At 43.2% G+C, this 13,982-nt stretch carries 10 protein-coding genes and 1 pseudogene; 3 read left to right on the top strand and 8 right to left on the bottom strand.

Annotation, left to right across the window (positions count from 1 at the left end; all coding sequences use genetic code 11):
- Positions 1-967 precede the first annotated feature (967 nt).
- Positions 968-1,246 carry a hypothetical protein gene (locus Q4557_RS18330; RefSeq protein WP_102476198.1) on the bottom strand — a complete coding sequence of 93 codons (279 nt, stop codon included), beginning with the start codon at positions 1,244-1,246 and terminating at the stop codon, positions 968-970.
- Positions 1,247-1,438: 192 nt separating this feature from the next.
- Between Q4557_RS18330 and Q4557_RS18325 the strand changes: the two genes are divergently transcribed.
- Positions 1,439-2,098: a methyltransferase gene (locus Q4557_RS18325; protein ID WP_102439792.1), complete on the top strand. Its 660-nt coding sequence runs from the start codon at positions 1,439-1,441 to the stop codon at positions 2,096-2,098.
- 35 nt (positions 2,099-2,133) lie between these two features.
- Here the strand turns inward: Q4557_RS18325 and Q4557_RS19945 are convergent.
- Positions 2,134-2,292 (bottom strand): annotated as a pseudogene (locus Q4557_RS19945) (GNAT family N-acetyltransferase); the annotation flags it as partial.
- A gap of 12 nt (positions 2,293-2,304) precedes the next feature.
- Positions 2,305-2,595 carry a hypothetical protein gene (locus Q4557_RS18320; protein ID WP_303414592.1) on the bottom strand — a complete coding sequence of 97 codons (291 nt, stop codon included), beginning with the start codon at positions 2,593-2,595 and terminating at the stop codon, positions 2,305-2,307.
- 257 nt (positions 2,596-2,852) lie between these two features.
- Here Q4557_RS18320 and Q4557_RS18315 point away from each other — a divergent pair, with 257 nt between their 5' ends.
- Positions 2,853-3,707 carry a PA4780 family RIO1-like protein kinase gene (locus tag Q4557_RS18315; RefSeq protein ID WP_102439790.1) on the top strand — a complete coding sequence of 285 codons (855 nt, stop codon included), beginning with the start codon at positions 2,853-2,855 and terminating at the stop codon, positions 3,705-3,707.
- 80 nt (positions 3,708-3,787) lie between these two features.
- Here the strand turns inward: Q4557_RS18315 and mak are convergent, their stop codons facing one another.
- From mak to Q4557_RS18290, 5 genes are all read right to left on the bottom strand, one after another.
- Positions 3,788-4,693 (bottom strand): fructokinase, encoded by a 906-nt coding sequence (gene mak / locus Q4557_RS18310; protein ID WP_102439789.1) that lies wholly within the window; start codon positions 4,691-4,693, stop codon positions 3,788-3,790.
- Positions 4,694-4,820: 127 nt separating this feature from the next.
- A complete protein-coding gene (gene cysQ, locus Q4557_RS18305; RefSeq protein WP_102476203.1) occupies positions 4,821-5,606 on the bottom strand; it encodes a 3'(2'),5'-bisphosphate nucleotidase CysQ in 786 nt (261 codons plus the stop codon).
- A gap of 338 nt (positions 5,607-5,944) precedes the next feature.
- Positions 5,945-8,083: a glycoside hydrolase family 16 protein gene (locus tag Q4557_RS18300; protein WP_303414590.1), complete on the bottom strand. Its 2,139-nt coding sequence runs from the start codon at positions 8,081-8,083 to the stop codon at positions 5,945-5,947.
- 172 nt (positions 8,084-8,255) lie between these two features.
- Positions 8,256-10,916, bottom strand: a complete 2,661-nt coding sequence (locus tag Q4557_RS18295) for an exo 1,3/1,4-beta-D-glucan glucohydrolase (protein ID WP_303414588.1) — start codon at positions 10,914-10,916, stop codon at positions 8,256-8,258.
- A gap of 76 nt (positions 10,917-10,992) precedes the next feature.
- A complete protein-coding gene (locus tag Q4557_RS18290) occupies positions 10,993-12,165 on the bottom strand; it encodes a sugar MFS transporter (protein WP_303414598.1) in 1,173 nt (390 codons plus the stop codon).
- A 397-nt stretch (positions 12,166-12,562) separates the two neighbouring features.
- Here Q4557_RS18290 and Q4557_RS18285 point away from each other — a divergent pair, with 397 nt between their 5' ends.
- On the top strand, positions 12,563-13,894 hold the full coding sequence (locus tag Q4557_RS18285) for a GH1 family beta-glucosidase (RefSeq protein ID WP_102439785.1): 1,332 nt from the start codon (positions 12,563-12,565) through the stop codon (positions 13,892-13,894).
- The last annotated feature ends 88 nt before the right edge of the window (positions 13,895-13,982 follow it).

The raw sequence follows: 13,982 nt of genomic DNA, 5'->3' as shown, positions 1-13,982 counted from the left end.
TCAATGATGTTCCCGACATCATCATGACATTTCCCAAATCCCTATGGGTCAGATGTGAAAGAGCGACCTTATGTGCAGATACAACTGCGAGACGCTGCATTCTTTATATAAATCAAAAGGTCCCTGTAAGCTCTGCCAAAACAAATAACATCCATGTTAAACGGCCAGTTCGGCATCCATGCCTCTCGCTCAGAGCGCTTCACACTGTGAAACTTCGCCATGTTTTGGTCAAATTTGTTCCAGACAAATAATGACATTCCCACCATCCTTGGCGGTCAGAAGCTCGCTGCTGCATCTACACCGGGATTATTATCTCTTCGATTTGACTTTATTAGTGGGAATAAAAAGGCTAAAAAGCAGAAAATCTATTTGCCTCCGACTCAATTTGAATTGAGGACTTTGAAGAAAATAGCGTGAGATTGGCATGGATGCCAATATAGCCTCAGTTAAGCCATGGATGGCGCATCTGAGGCGTTAGCATTTTCAAATATGACCGAAGAACACTACAAGCGAAGTCAAAAGCTGGATCAATCCCCGTTGAAAACATGCGATTTTCAGCATTTTTCGTTGGGGCCTGAGGGTTTGTTAAAGGCTTATTTTGTAAAATGTGAGCGCTTTCCCCCTTGACTCTGCTCTTTGCAAAAGAAGGGGCGAAGCGCCACGACGTTAATCCAAACAAAGTTTGGAAAGACTTAAAGAAAACTTGCGATTTATAACTCGTATAAGTGAAGCACCACGACTTTTTTGTTCAAACTGGCAAACTAGATTTGGGTCACTAAATCGTTAGGGAAGTTTGCCGTGGTGAGTTCTGCCAACTTAAACAACTCATGACGTTTCGAACTTTGTTGTCTTAGTTTCAATCTTTATTGTCTAGTTTCAGACTTTAATGTACATCGACAGGAAAATGAATAACACCAAGCGCGCTTAAGCAAATAAGTGCCTTAGTAAGGGTTTATCCGCTGTGTCTCTACTTCACCATACAATGTTGGTAAATGTTCTCCCATTGCAGGTAAGTGAGCTCAATACTCGCTTCACTGTCACAACAGTAAGCGTCACCCTTTGGGCACACCTTTTCAGTGATATCAGCTAATTGCTCAGTAACACAGCCAGATAAGTACTCGTTACTTAATACCATATTGTTAAGTTGTTGCCGCTGCACAAGGGGAATAGCTAATGAATCCTGCGGCGCAATAACGCAATCAGACGACGCTAAAGAGAGTAACGCGGCAGTGATGAGTCCTTTCATATTAACTCCAATATAATTAAATCAATTATACGATAGCCATTGTAGCCACTGCACAGCAAGGTTTTATTCGAATTAGTTGATTATATCCTTTGCGCTAATCGAAAATTACTATAGTGTGGTTATTCAATTGTTTCGTCATTTATATTTTTCTAGATATTTGGCTTAGCTTTAGCTACCCAACTAGGACAAATAATGACGACCCCTGTACGCGTTCGCTATCACACCATTGAAATTGGTGACAACGATATTCACTTATGTACCCTTCGAGATAAACAGCAATTTAGTGACGATAACAACACAGCTAAAGACTTAGGTATTTCTTCGGCGCTATGGCCCATTTTTGGGGTAGTCTGGCCTTCCAGTATGGTACTGGCAAATCACATGCTTGATTATCAAACTCAAGGTAAACGCATTTTAGAGATTGGTTGTGGTATCGGCCTTTCAAGCTTACTGTTAAACCAAAGAGCCGATGATATTACCGCCACCGATTATCACCCTGAGGTTGAAGGTTTTCTATTAAGAAATACCCAACTCAATAACGACAAATCGATAAACTTTGAACGAGTCGATTGGGCTGATGACAACAGTGATTTAGGTCAGTTCGATTTAATCATCGGCAGTGATTTATTGTACGAAGATGAGCATATTGCCTTGCTGGCTTACTTCATTCAAGCCCATGCCAAACGCCAATGTGAAATTGTTATTGTCGATCCCGGTCGTGGCCGAAAAAACAAACTCACCACCAAGATGGATGAATACGGCTTTAGCCATAATCATATCAAACCCATTCACACTGATTATTTAACACAACAATTCAAAGGCCATATTTTGCGCTTTTCAAGAGAGAGCTAGTGCAGTTAAATTTCGCTTAGCAGTCTAGTATATACTCATAAAAAAATCACGCTCTGCTCTGTAATGGCTTGCTGGGTAAAGCCCAGCTTTAAAAGTAATTTAGCTGATGCTTGGTTACTTTTGTCTACCCCAGCGATTAATTTACGCCATTGAAGTTGATCCCGGGAAAATTCAATCACTCCTGTGAGTAACTCGCTTCCATAGCCTTATTTCCAATAATGCTCACCCAGTAAATAACCGATATGGGCTGTTTCTTCATCAGCAAGATACATAAAGACTAATCCCATCATTAAGCCTGTATCAGTCGCATCAACCCGACATAAACGGCTTTGTGCTAGCATTTCATCAAGCCAGTACTCGGCGGCTGGTAGTGAGTTTAGCTGCTGAAAATTAGCAGGAAGATGATTAACCACTGCAGGTGTCAACAACGCCATAAGCTGTATCAAGAGTGCGGATGACTGCGATGTTAACTCTGATGCAGACTCTGACGATGTCATATCAGAAGATATTTCCCTTATTAGCAGCCTCGCTGTTTGCAAATTTATCTTCACCTGATGGCTCCTATTTATGGCCATTAACAAAGCAAACCCCATTAATAATACGGAGTAACTGCAGGCTATCTTATCATTTAGCGCTATTAAAATTTGCTTTGGTTAGTACCAAAGTGACATCTAGCCATCATTAAGCTGCAATAATATGGCATTAACTCAGCCAATCACTACCATCCTCAGCCTAAGTAAGGTATAACGGCGCCATGAAAACTCCTAAACGTATACAACCACTGGTTGATGATGGCCTTATTGACGAAGTCGTAAGCCAATTAATGAGCGGTAAAGAAGCCACCGTTTATATGGTTCGCTGTGGAAATGAAATCCGCTGCGCCAAAGTGTATAAAGAAGCCATTAAACGGAGCTTCAAAAAAGCAGCGCAATATCAAGAAGGTAGAAAAAGTCGCAATAGCCGTCGCAGCCGTGCAATGGAAAAAGGTTCCAGCTACGGCCGTGAGCAGCAAGAAAATGCCTGGCAAAATGCCGAAGTAGATGCCTTGTATAAATGTGCTGACGCCAATATTCGAGTGCCTGTCCCCTATGGCTGCTTTGAAGGTGTGCTGATAATGGAACTGATCACTGATGGTCAAGGTGATGTGGCCCCGCGTTTAAATGATATTGTGTTAAGCGCAGAACAAGCGTTACAAGATCACGCCACCATGATGGGGTATGTCACTCGTATGTTGTGTGCCGGCATCGTCCATGGTGACTTATCGGAATTTAACGTACTGCAAGATGACCATGGACCTGTGATTATCGATCTGCCCCAAGCCGTCGATGCTTCAGCCAATAATAATGCCAAGGTCATGCTAGAACGTGACGTTAACAATATGACCCGCTATTACTCGCAGTTTGCACCTGAGCTTGCTTTAACAAAGTATGCCAAGGAAATGTGGAGCTTATATGAGAAAGGCGACTTACTGCCTGATACCAAGCTTAGCGGTGAATTTGAAGAGGATACCAGCGCTGCTGATGTCAATTCAGTGCTAGAAGAAATTCAAGCAGCCTTTGAAGAAGAACTAGAGCGCCGCGAACGCATTAGTGAGCCTGAAGAGCTTTAACGCCCTCACACTTAATTTCGACTGTAAATAAAAACGGCGCTGATAGCGCCGTTTTAATACTCAAGAGTTAACTCATCGACCTAGTGGTCGTTTTTACCCCACAGCCATGCTGCACCACGCACCCCAGATGATGCGCCATATTCGTTTTTAACCACTAAGGTGTCGCACTCGCGGCCAACCACATACTTAGGTAATACTTTTGGCAATTCAGTGTATATCGCATCAATATTAGATACGCCGCCACCTAATACAATCACATCAGGGTCGAGCATATTAATCAGGTGTGCCAATGAGCGTGCTAAACGATCGATAAAGCGCACAAATGCTTGGGTCGCTAACGGATGACCATCGGCCATCATTTGCGAAATTTGAATGCCACTGTCAGCTTCACCACCAGCACGGCGGAAATCACGAACAAAGCCAGTGCCTGAAATAAAGGTCTCGATGCAATCTTTGTTGCCACAAAAACACGATGTAGAATTAAATTCGTCCGAAGTCATCCACGGCAAAGGATTATGACCCCATTCACCACCAATGCCATTACCGCCGCCATGAACTTTACCATTTATCGCTAAACCGCCACCGCAGCCTGTACCAATAATCACCCCAAAGACCACATCTTTGCCTGCGGCTGCGCCATCAACAGCTTCAGATACCGCAAAACAGTTAGCATCGTTTGCTACCCGCACTTCTCTATCAAGACGAGCGCTTAAATCTTTATCAAGTGGATGACCATTAATCCAAGTTGAATTCGAATTTTTAACCAAACCCGTTAACGGTGATACCACCCCTGGGATCCCCACACCCACACTGCCAGTTTGCTGAGTTTCGGCTTCAGCATCATTAACTAAGCCTACTATGGCATCAAGGGTTTCAGGGTAGTTTTTAGGTGTTGGAATACGTTTACGAAATAGCTCTGAACTATCTTCGGCTAGCGCCACCACTTCAATCTTTGTCCCGCCAAGGTCAATACCCATGCGCATCATAGTAACTCTCTCCATATCGTTAGAATCTGTTATTCACCAAAATGAGTGTGCCGCAATAGCTATTATTGAGCTGATAAAAGGCTAACGGTTTCAAGTTAGACACTTTTGCAATTACTCGTTTATATAGCTACCTTGCAAACCATGCTGGTGACGCCGCAATAAAATACGGATTTAAAATATTTTCTTTTTGGTTGTAATCAAGGGACGTTAATTCAGGATAACGCACTACCTGACCACCAGCGCCTTCAACGACAGCTTGCGCTGCAGCGGTATCCCACTCACTGGTTAGCCCCAGTCTTGGATACACATCAGCAATGCCTTCTGCCACCATACAAAACTTTAATGAGCTACCAACACTTTGCATTTGGTGCTCGCCCACATCCTTAAGGAACTCTTCAAGCCCAGGGCTGATATGGGAGCGACTGCCCACCACCACAGGTACAGGGCTGACTGTTTGTTGGCTAATATCTAACTGTTGCTGCTGCCCTTGATACTCAAGCCATGCGCCTTGACCCACAATGGCAGAATAACATTTGTGTAATACCGGCGCGTATACCACTCCTACCATAGCGCGGCCTTGATGAACTAAGGCAATATTGACGGTAAACTCACCGTTGCGCTTAATAAACTCTTTGGTGCCATCTAGTGGGTCAATTAACCAATAAGTTTGCCATTCTTTACGTTCTGACCAAGGGATATCAGCGGCTTCTTCGCTCATGATCTTAATGCCAGCAAATTGCTGAGCTAATGCGTTAACAATCACATTATGACTGGCAATATCCGCAGCGGTCACTGGGCTATCATCTTGTTTTTGCGTTACTTGCAAGTCGGTGTCTGAATACACTTGCATAATTGCATCACCAGCCAATTTGGCAATCTCAACCACTTTAGTGAGATGCTGCTGGGTAAACAGCGGTTTCGTAAATGGCTGCTGCGCATCATCTTGCTCTGAAAAACTAAATACCTTCAAGGTTCATCCTTATGAATACGTTAACCTGTGGTTAACTCAAATCACTTAGCGCTATTATGCCAGTTGCTCGCAAGATGATTTATAACTATTTAGTTTGTCTTAGAAATAACAATGTTAGTTAACTTTTCACTAGCATAAATATCAAGGTAGCTCTGCCACGCCTCTGAGTTAATTTTTGCTACTAATATGCAACATCGTTTACAGATAGTAAGCCAAGTGCCCCTTGCATAAAAGGCACAATGGCTTAGCTGCATTCGTATTCAAACTGATTTAAAACAATGTTATTTAGTTAGCTGCACATTATCTACTTGCATAACCACCCCATTTTGATTGCCCCAAGCCGGAAAAATCACTAATGGGGTATCAACTTGGGTTAAATCTAAACTTGAGCCAGCATGGCTAACAAGGTCTGCAAGCGCTAACTTATAATGGGTCCAAGTGGCAATATCGGGCGTAGTAATGGCAAAGTCACCAGAGCTACAGGGATGGCCACAATCGACCTTGATATTAAAGTCGCGCTGGCTTCGAGGATCTGTCAGCACATTGACATCAAACTCAACAAAACTAAATTGGCTAACATCTTGACCTAATCCGGTGCTTTGGTAATAAACCACGGCTTCATCGGTATTAAAACTAAATTGAGTTACAGCGCCATAATCACCACCAGCATCAACTTGAGCGATATCGACTGAACCATTAGCGGCGTAATGTCCTATGCTATATGGCGGTTTTACTTCATTGTCATAAATAACCAACTCATCCACTTCAACTACTTGATATTCATAGCGCACATTATCAATTTGCAGGCTGATGTTACCTAATGCTTCAATCACAAACGGATTCACTACCGCAGCTAAGTCAGCCACGCTACCTGGCGAAAACCGATTGCCATTGGCGACTAATTCTGCGATAGATATTTTTACTTCAGTCCAAGTATTAAGCTCTGGCAGAGTGACGTTAATATCACTGACATTAGGCCAACCACTGTCAATTTTAACCAGCAGCTCGACATTATCGTCGATAGATAACAGGTTAATATCAAAGACTAAATAGCCATTATTGGCCCAGTGAGACAAATCGGCTGTGGGAGGGTAAGAGAAATAAGCATTACCCGTCGCGCCCACTTTATCCATTTGCAGCACCTCACCGCGACCTTCTACTGTCAGCGTCTGCAAGGTAATACTGCCATCGGGGTTATAGCTATCAAGCGCTAACCCTTGGGCTAGTGCATCGTCAAACATGATAAATTCTGGTCCTGCGCCAATGTCAGTGCTGGGGGTCGTGATCGCTGGTGGCTGATGGCCTTCTACCACTGCTGCGGCCTCATCAATAGTGGCACAACCACTGCCTGTTGTTGGCGCGACACTGCATTCATACACGCGCACATAATCCACCTCCATGGTTTGTGGAAATACCGACTCATCCACCCCAGTGTTGTTGACATTACCCGCCCAAGTACCGCCAACGGCAAAATTGAGGATCATGTGAAACGCTTGATTGTAAGGTGCATCTTCAGGGGCTTGTTGTAAAATCCCCTCAGCATCAGTGTATTGACTGTACCAACCCGTTGAGCGCTGAGTGGCAAAATGCACATCATCTACATACCAGCGAATTTCATCTTGCTCCCATTCAAGGGCATAAACATGAAAATCATCGGCAGGATTTGCGCCGTGTGGCAAACTGTACTCTGCGCCAGAATAGACATTGCCAGGCCAAGCTTTACCATAATGCAAAGTGCCATGAACCCGGCTTTCAGGTGTCTGGGACTCATCGCCATTGGTGATCACTTTCAGATTAACCGCTTCCATAATATCGATTTCGCCAGAGCCTGCCCAAGGACCATAAACCCAGTCAGTGGGCAACATCCAAATGGCCGGCCAAGTGCCCTGACCTTGTGGCATTTTGGCTTTAATTTCAAAGCGGCCATATTTCCAATCGCCTTTATGGGTCGAATCTAAACGCGCCGAAGTGTAAGGCTGCTGTTTTGAAGTGTCATTGGCATCGTAATTAGGATCGCCCAATGCTACTGCAGGGCCATTAAAATCTTCCCGCAGAGCGGTAATCACTAACTTACCATCAACCACTTGGCTGTTATCAGCGCGCTGGGTATAACATTGTAATTCTTCGTTGCCGCCGCCATAACAGTTATGGGCTAAATTCCATTTAGTGGCATCAATCTCAGCGCCGTCAAATTCGTCACTCCACACCAATGACCAGCTTGCGTTTTCTTGCCCTGAACCCGTGTCTGAATCAGAGTCTACTGGCGCTTGCTCTGATTCAACTTCAGGCTCAGTTTCAGTCTCATTATCTGAGCCACATCCTATTAGCAGCAGCGCAGTTAAACTCGCCGCGCTAATGACTTTAGCGGATGAAAAAGCCTGGCTTAGAGCCAAATTTAACGGTAATTTTCTATTGAACATTCTTGATTCCCCAATCGCAAAATATCTAAAAAATTCCAGCAAAATGCCCTACAAACTCAATTGTAAGCTCAACGTCATTGGTGGATTAACATGCCCGCTAAGAGGATCTTAGCGGGTTAACTCATTCAGGTTTGATAAATACTTAAACCAGAATGCCTACTGCCGCTAACGATTACTGCTCGTTAGTGGCACATGAAATAGTGGCTTGTTCAGCGCCATTTGGCACTATAACTAAATCACTAAAACTCACTTCTGCTGCGCCTACCGTTGAAAGGTAAAACGGCGTATTGATTTTGCCAAAGTCCAGTTGCTGCTCTTTAAAACATTGCAAATCAACACTGATGGTTTGCCATGTATCAATGGCGACGCTATTAAGCTGCTCGGTAATATCAACATCAGCGCGGCAATCTCTATCGCATGCCATACCCAGTAATAATGGCTGCTCAAGTTTTTTAGCAGTTTTAATCATTACGCTCAGGGCGGCATTGCTATTCGAGTAAGCTCGTAAGTCCCGCGGGAAGTTACTAATTAACCCCACAAAGCCTAATCCTGAGCCGTTAAAGCTAATTAAGCGGGCATCTTCTTGAACTTGCTTATCAAAGGTGCGCAGCGTAACCACATCATTAGACTGAATACTACTACTGACTGTATCCATTGACGTTTCTGTGCCTATCATCAAGCGCCAAGGTGCTTTTACAGCACGTTCAAATAATGGTAATGCTTCAAGCTTATCATCGGTAGCAAAGTTATCTTCAGATAAGGTGTTAGCGACCACATTACTCGGAACCTCAGTGTTGATGTCAGCGCCATAATGCAAGCCATAGCCATAGCCAAATAAAGGCGCGTAGTCTTTATCAAACACATTCACTTTGGTTTGTTGCGGGCGAGTCGGCCAAGAGAAAGACAATTTACCTGCAAAGTTTTCATTAACCTCGCCATTAGCTTGGCTCAATAACACTTGAGCCACCCCGTCACCTTCAGTACCAGGAAGCCAAGCAGCCACAAATGCATCAGATGCATTTAACTCAGCATTGACCCACATAGGACGGCCACTGATAAACACTGCTACCACAGGAATACCTTGGGCTTTAAGCGACTTTAGTAAAGCTAAATCACGTTTATCACCACGCTGATATTCAAGGTTATCAATATCACCATTGCCTTCGGCATAAGGCTCTTCACCAAATACCACAATCGCTACATCGGGCTTATTCGCAGCCTCAAATGCACCATCAACGCTTAACCAAGTTTGACCACCTGCAGCTTTAACCGTTTGCTCAATACCAGCATAAATTGAAGTTGCACCAGGAAAGTCTTCATTTAAGTTATCAGTACCCTGCCAAGTAATACTCCAGCCACCCGATTGCTTACCGATGTTATCTGCAGCATCACCTGCCACTAAGATTTTGGCACTAGGCGAAATAGGTAAAATGTTATTATTGTTTTTCAGCAACACTAACGATTCTCGTACAGCTTGTCTGGCAACGTCGCGATGCTCTTTGGCACCAATTAACTCAGTTTTACCTGAAATAGCACGATTAGCAGGGCTTGGTTTTTCAAATAACCCAGCGCGGATTTTTACCCGTAAAATACGGCGCACCGCATCATCGATACGAGATTGCGCAATCACACCGTTTTTGACTTGGGCAATGGTATTTTCATACAAAGGCTTCCAAGCACTGGTTGGCACCATGTACACATCTAAACCAGCATTGACGGCCTGTGCGCAAGACTCATTGGTGCAACCTGCCACTTGTCCGTGACCATTCCAGTCACCAACCACAAAACCATCAAAGCCCATTTTGTCTTTTAATACATCGTTTAATAGATATTTATCACCGTGAATTTTACTGCCATGCCAGCTATTAAAAGATGCCATCACCGTTTGTGCTCCTGCAGTTAAGCCGCCCACATAACCTTGGGCATGAATATCAAATAATTCCTGCTCAGTCGCTAGGTTATCGCCTTGATCGATACCTTTTTCAGTGCCGCCATCGCCAAGGAAATGCTTTACGGTTGAAATAACATGCTGGTCTGATAAAAAGTCTTCGCCAACGGCGCCCTGCAGGCCTTCAACAATTGAATGAGAGTATGACTTTACGATTTGTGGGTCTTCAGAATAACCTTCATAAGTACGACCCCAGCGGTCATCCCTTACAACGGCCACTGTTGGCGCAAATACCCAATCAATGCCCGTTACCATGACTTCTTTGGCGGTAATGGCAGCTATTTGCTTAATTAACTCAGGATTATTGGCTGCGCCTAAACCGATATTGTGCGGGAATAAAGTCGCGCCAATCACATTGTTATGGCCATGGACTGCATCTGTGCCCCACATAGTAGGTATCGCAATACCATCTACACTGTCATCCATCGAGGCTTGATACATTTTTTCAGCAAGTTCAATCCAGTCTGCTGGCGTTGCATGTTTATCATCATTTGGATAAGCACCGCCGCCATTCAAATATGAGCCAAAACCGTATTTACGCATATCTTCCACAGTAATGTCGCGAATTTCAGGCTGGATCATTTGCGCGACTTTTTGCTCTAAGGTCATGGTCGCCATCAGCTTATCGATACGCGTTTCAAGGACAACATCTTTAGCAAATGGAATAGCAAGTGTTGGCCAAATATCAATATTGGTTGCCGCTGTTGCTTTTGTGATAGAAGCTTGTGCCACAGTTTCCGCTGCGCTAGTAACTTCGCTACTAGACTCTGGCGTTACGGGTTTGACTTCATCTTGACCACACGCACTTAAGCCAACCAACACCGCCAAAACCTGCGCGGGCAGCGTTAATCGCTTAAATGCATTCATTGGGTTTACAGGTTTCATAATCTAGCCTTTTAAATCGTTTTTTGATGTAATTTGTTTATGTAAGTTTTTTGATACAAATCATACAGTTCTAAAATCAAACGCTTTGTGGTCGCGTAGCCTTGCTACCCACTAAGCCGTAATAAGCAATAAATGCATAACAAAGTAACGGCAATGCAAATGCTAATTGAATGCCTAAGCTGTCAGCCATAATGCCCTGCAGTAATGGCACTATCGCGCCGCCGACAATAGCCAGGCACAACACCCCGGAACCTTGGCTGGTATATTGCTTTAAATCTTGTAGCGCTAAACTAAAGATGGTTGGGAACATAATCGAGTTACATAAGCCCACTAATAATAAGGCCCACATCGCCGTGGTGCCTTCTGCAAACATGGCAACAGCGACTAATAGCACGGCACAAGTGGCATTAAAGGCCAGCACTTTGCCGGCTGAGATCTTTTGCATTACCAGTGCGCCAATAAAGCGCCCCACCATTGCGCCGCCAAAATAATAGGCAATGTAGTTAGCCGCTTCAGCTTCAGTAAAGCCGCCAATATCTGGCTGAGTTAAAAAATTAATTAAAAAGCTGCCAATACCCACTTCTGCGCCGACATAAACAAAAATACCCACAGCCCCTAAGACTAAATGAGGATACTTCCAAGCACTGCCGCTACTTGTCCCTGGGGTATTTGTTGGTTTAATCCCTAACACTGGTAATTTTAAAATCATAAAGACAACCGCTAACACACATAAGGCGCCCGCTAACATCAAGTAAGGCACCTGAACGGTGCTGGCATGATGTACTGCTTCAATGGCAGGATCGCTGTTGTGAGTTAAGCTACTTAAAATTAACCAACTGCCAAAAAATGGCGCCACTGTGGTACCAAGAGAATTAAAAGCTTGAGTCATGGTTAAACGTGATGATGCGGTTTCAGCAGGACCTAAAGCGCTGACATAAGGATTGGCTGCAACCTGTAAAATGGTAATGCCTGACGCTAACACAAAAAATGCGCTTAAAAACATCCAGTAAGATGCATAACTTGCTGAAGGGTAGAACATTAAACAACCAACACAAGCAATAGCTAAGCCGGTAACAATCCCTTTTTGATAACCAATTTTTCCCACCAAATGCCCTGCGGGAATTGAGACAATAAAATAGGCGCCGAAGAAACAAAACTGCACCAACATTGCTTGGGTGTAGTTAAGTTCGAACATATCTTTCAGGTAAGGAATAAGAATATCATTGAGGCAAGTTAAAAAGCCCCACATAAAAAATAATGACGTTAATGCCACCAGCGCAAAACGAAAATTTCCTGTTTGATGAACATTGCCAATATCACTATTGATTGGTTCAGCAACCCCATTTGAAGGTGCACTAGCCATAACATTTCCTCATTTATTGTTATTTATTTTGGGTAAATGACTATCAATTAAATTAACATTTTCATTGATAGGCACACCAAAGATTGTGTAAATCAATTATTGACCTTTTGTTAATTAATCACTAACCTCGATGTAAGCGCTTTCATTTTTAACATACCGATAACGAATGTCAACGATTTTTCGCAGTAAAAATCGGATTTTAAACTGCTAAGCACACTGAGACTCGCACTTTTAAGTCACTCTGACCTAAACACGCGAAAAACTTATTAAGCGAATGAAAAATATGAAAATATCTTTACCATCAAATTCAAAAATGCACACAAAAGAGTTCACTTTTGGGGTGGCAACCGCTTCTTTTCAAATTGAAGGCGCCGCCGATACCCGCCTCCCTTGCATATGGGATACCTTCTGTGCAACGGCCGGTAAAATTCGTGATGGTTCAGACGGGAAACACGCTTGTGAGCATGTGGCATTATTCAAAGATGATGTGCAATTAATCGAATCTTTAGGCGTTGATGCCTACCGATTATCAATTTCTTGGCCACGAGTCATTAAGCAAGATGGTAGCCTCAATCAACAAGGTGTCGACTTTTATATCAACTTAATTGATGAGTTAAATAGCCGCGGTATAAAGGTTTACGCCACCTTGTATCATTGGGACTTACCGCAGCATATTGAAGATCAAGGTGGCTGGCTCAATCGTCAAACCGCATACTTATTTGCAGACTACGCAGATAAAATCACCCAAGCTTTAGGTGACAAAGTCTATTCTTACGCCACCTTAAATGAACCTTTTTGCAGTTCATACTTAGGTTATGAAGTGGGTGTTCATGCCCCAGGGCTTGCCAGCAAAGCATTTGGCCGTCAATCAGCCCATCACTTATTACTGGCCCATGGCTTGGCTTTAAAGGTCATTCAACAAAATTGTCCTAATGCATTAAACGGTATCGTGCTTAATTTCACCCCTTGCTATCCATTAACTGACACTGATGCCGATATAAAAGCCGCTCAAACCGCCGATGATTATTTTAACCAGTGGTATATGAAGCCAATAATGGACGGTGAATACCCTGCAATTATTCATGATTTTGATGATGCAGATAAACCTGACATTCAAGCAGGTGACATGGAGATTATTAAGCAGCCACTGGACTTCTTAGGGATTAACTTTTATACCCGCGCAGTTTATAGCACTTGTGATAAAAATGAATTTGTTCAAGTTGATATGAAAGATGCCCCTAAAACCGATATAGGTTGGGAAATCTACCCAAGTGCATTTACTGACTTACTGACTAGTTTAAATAGTACATATACATTACCGCCTGTTTATATCACTGAAAATGGTGCCGCCATGGACGATAAAATTGTTAATAACCAAGTTGATGATTTAGATCGTCTTGAGTATTACCAAGCTCACTTAAACGCTGTAAATGATGCCATTAACCAAGGCGTTAATGTCGTCGGTTATTTCGCTTGGAGTTTAATGGATAACTTTGAATGGGCTGAAGGCTATTTAAAACGTTTTGGAATCGTGTATGTTGATTATCAAACTCAGCAGCGCACCATTAAAAGAAGTGGCTTAGCTTATCGCGACTTTATCAGTCAACGTCAATAAAGATTGTGGGTTAACTTTGCACCACATCTAAGTTAACTAGAACAATATTTAAAGCCGATAACTAAAAACAGCACAACCATAATAATGA

The organism is Shewanella sp. 5_MG-2023, assembly GCF_030547465.1.
Lineage (GTDB): Bacteria > Pseudomonadota > Gammaproteobacteria > Enterobacterales > Shewanellaceae > Shewanella.
The sequence above is the reverse complement of the archived record's forward strand: the minus strand, read 5'-3'. Positions and strand labels throughout refer to the sequence as shown.

Coding starts and splice junctions, on each gene's coding strand:
- Q4557_RS18330 (WP_102476198.1), bottom strand. CDS start 1,246: ATGAAAGGACTCATCACTGCCGCGTTACTCTCTTTAGCGTCGTCTGAT.
- Q4557_RS18325 (WP_102439792.1), top strand. CDS start 1,439: ATGACGACCCCTGTACGCGTTCGCTATCACACCATTGAAATTGGTGAC.
- Q4557_RS18320 (WP_303414592.1), bottom strand. CDS start 2,595: ATGACATCGTCAGAGTCTGCATCAGAGTTAACATCGCAGTCATCCGCA.
- Q4557_RS18315 (WP_102439790.1), top strand. CDS start 2,853: ATGAAAACTCCTAAACGTATACAACCACTGGTTGATGATGGCCTTATT.
- mak (WP_102439789.1), bottom strand. CDS start 4,693: ATGATGCGCATGGGTATTGACCTTGGCGGGACAAAGATTGAAGTGGTG.
- Q4557_RS18300 (WP_303414590.1), bottom strand. CDS start 8,083: ATGTTCAATAGAAAATTACCGTTAAATTTGGCTCTAAGCCAGGCTTTT.
- Q4557_RS18295 (WP_303414588.1), bottom strand. CDS start 10,916: ATGAAACCTGTAAACCCAATGAATGCATTTAAGCGATTAACGCTGCCC.
- Q4557_RS18290 (WP_303414598.1), bottom strand. CDS start 12,165: ATGTGGGGCTTTTTAACTTGCCTCAATGATATTCTTATTCCTTACCTG.
- Q4557_RS18285 (WP_102439785.1), top strand. CDS start 12,563: ATGAAAATATCTTTACCATCAAATTCAAAAATGCACACAAAAGAGTTC.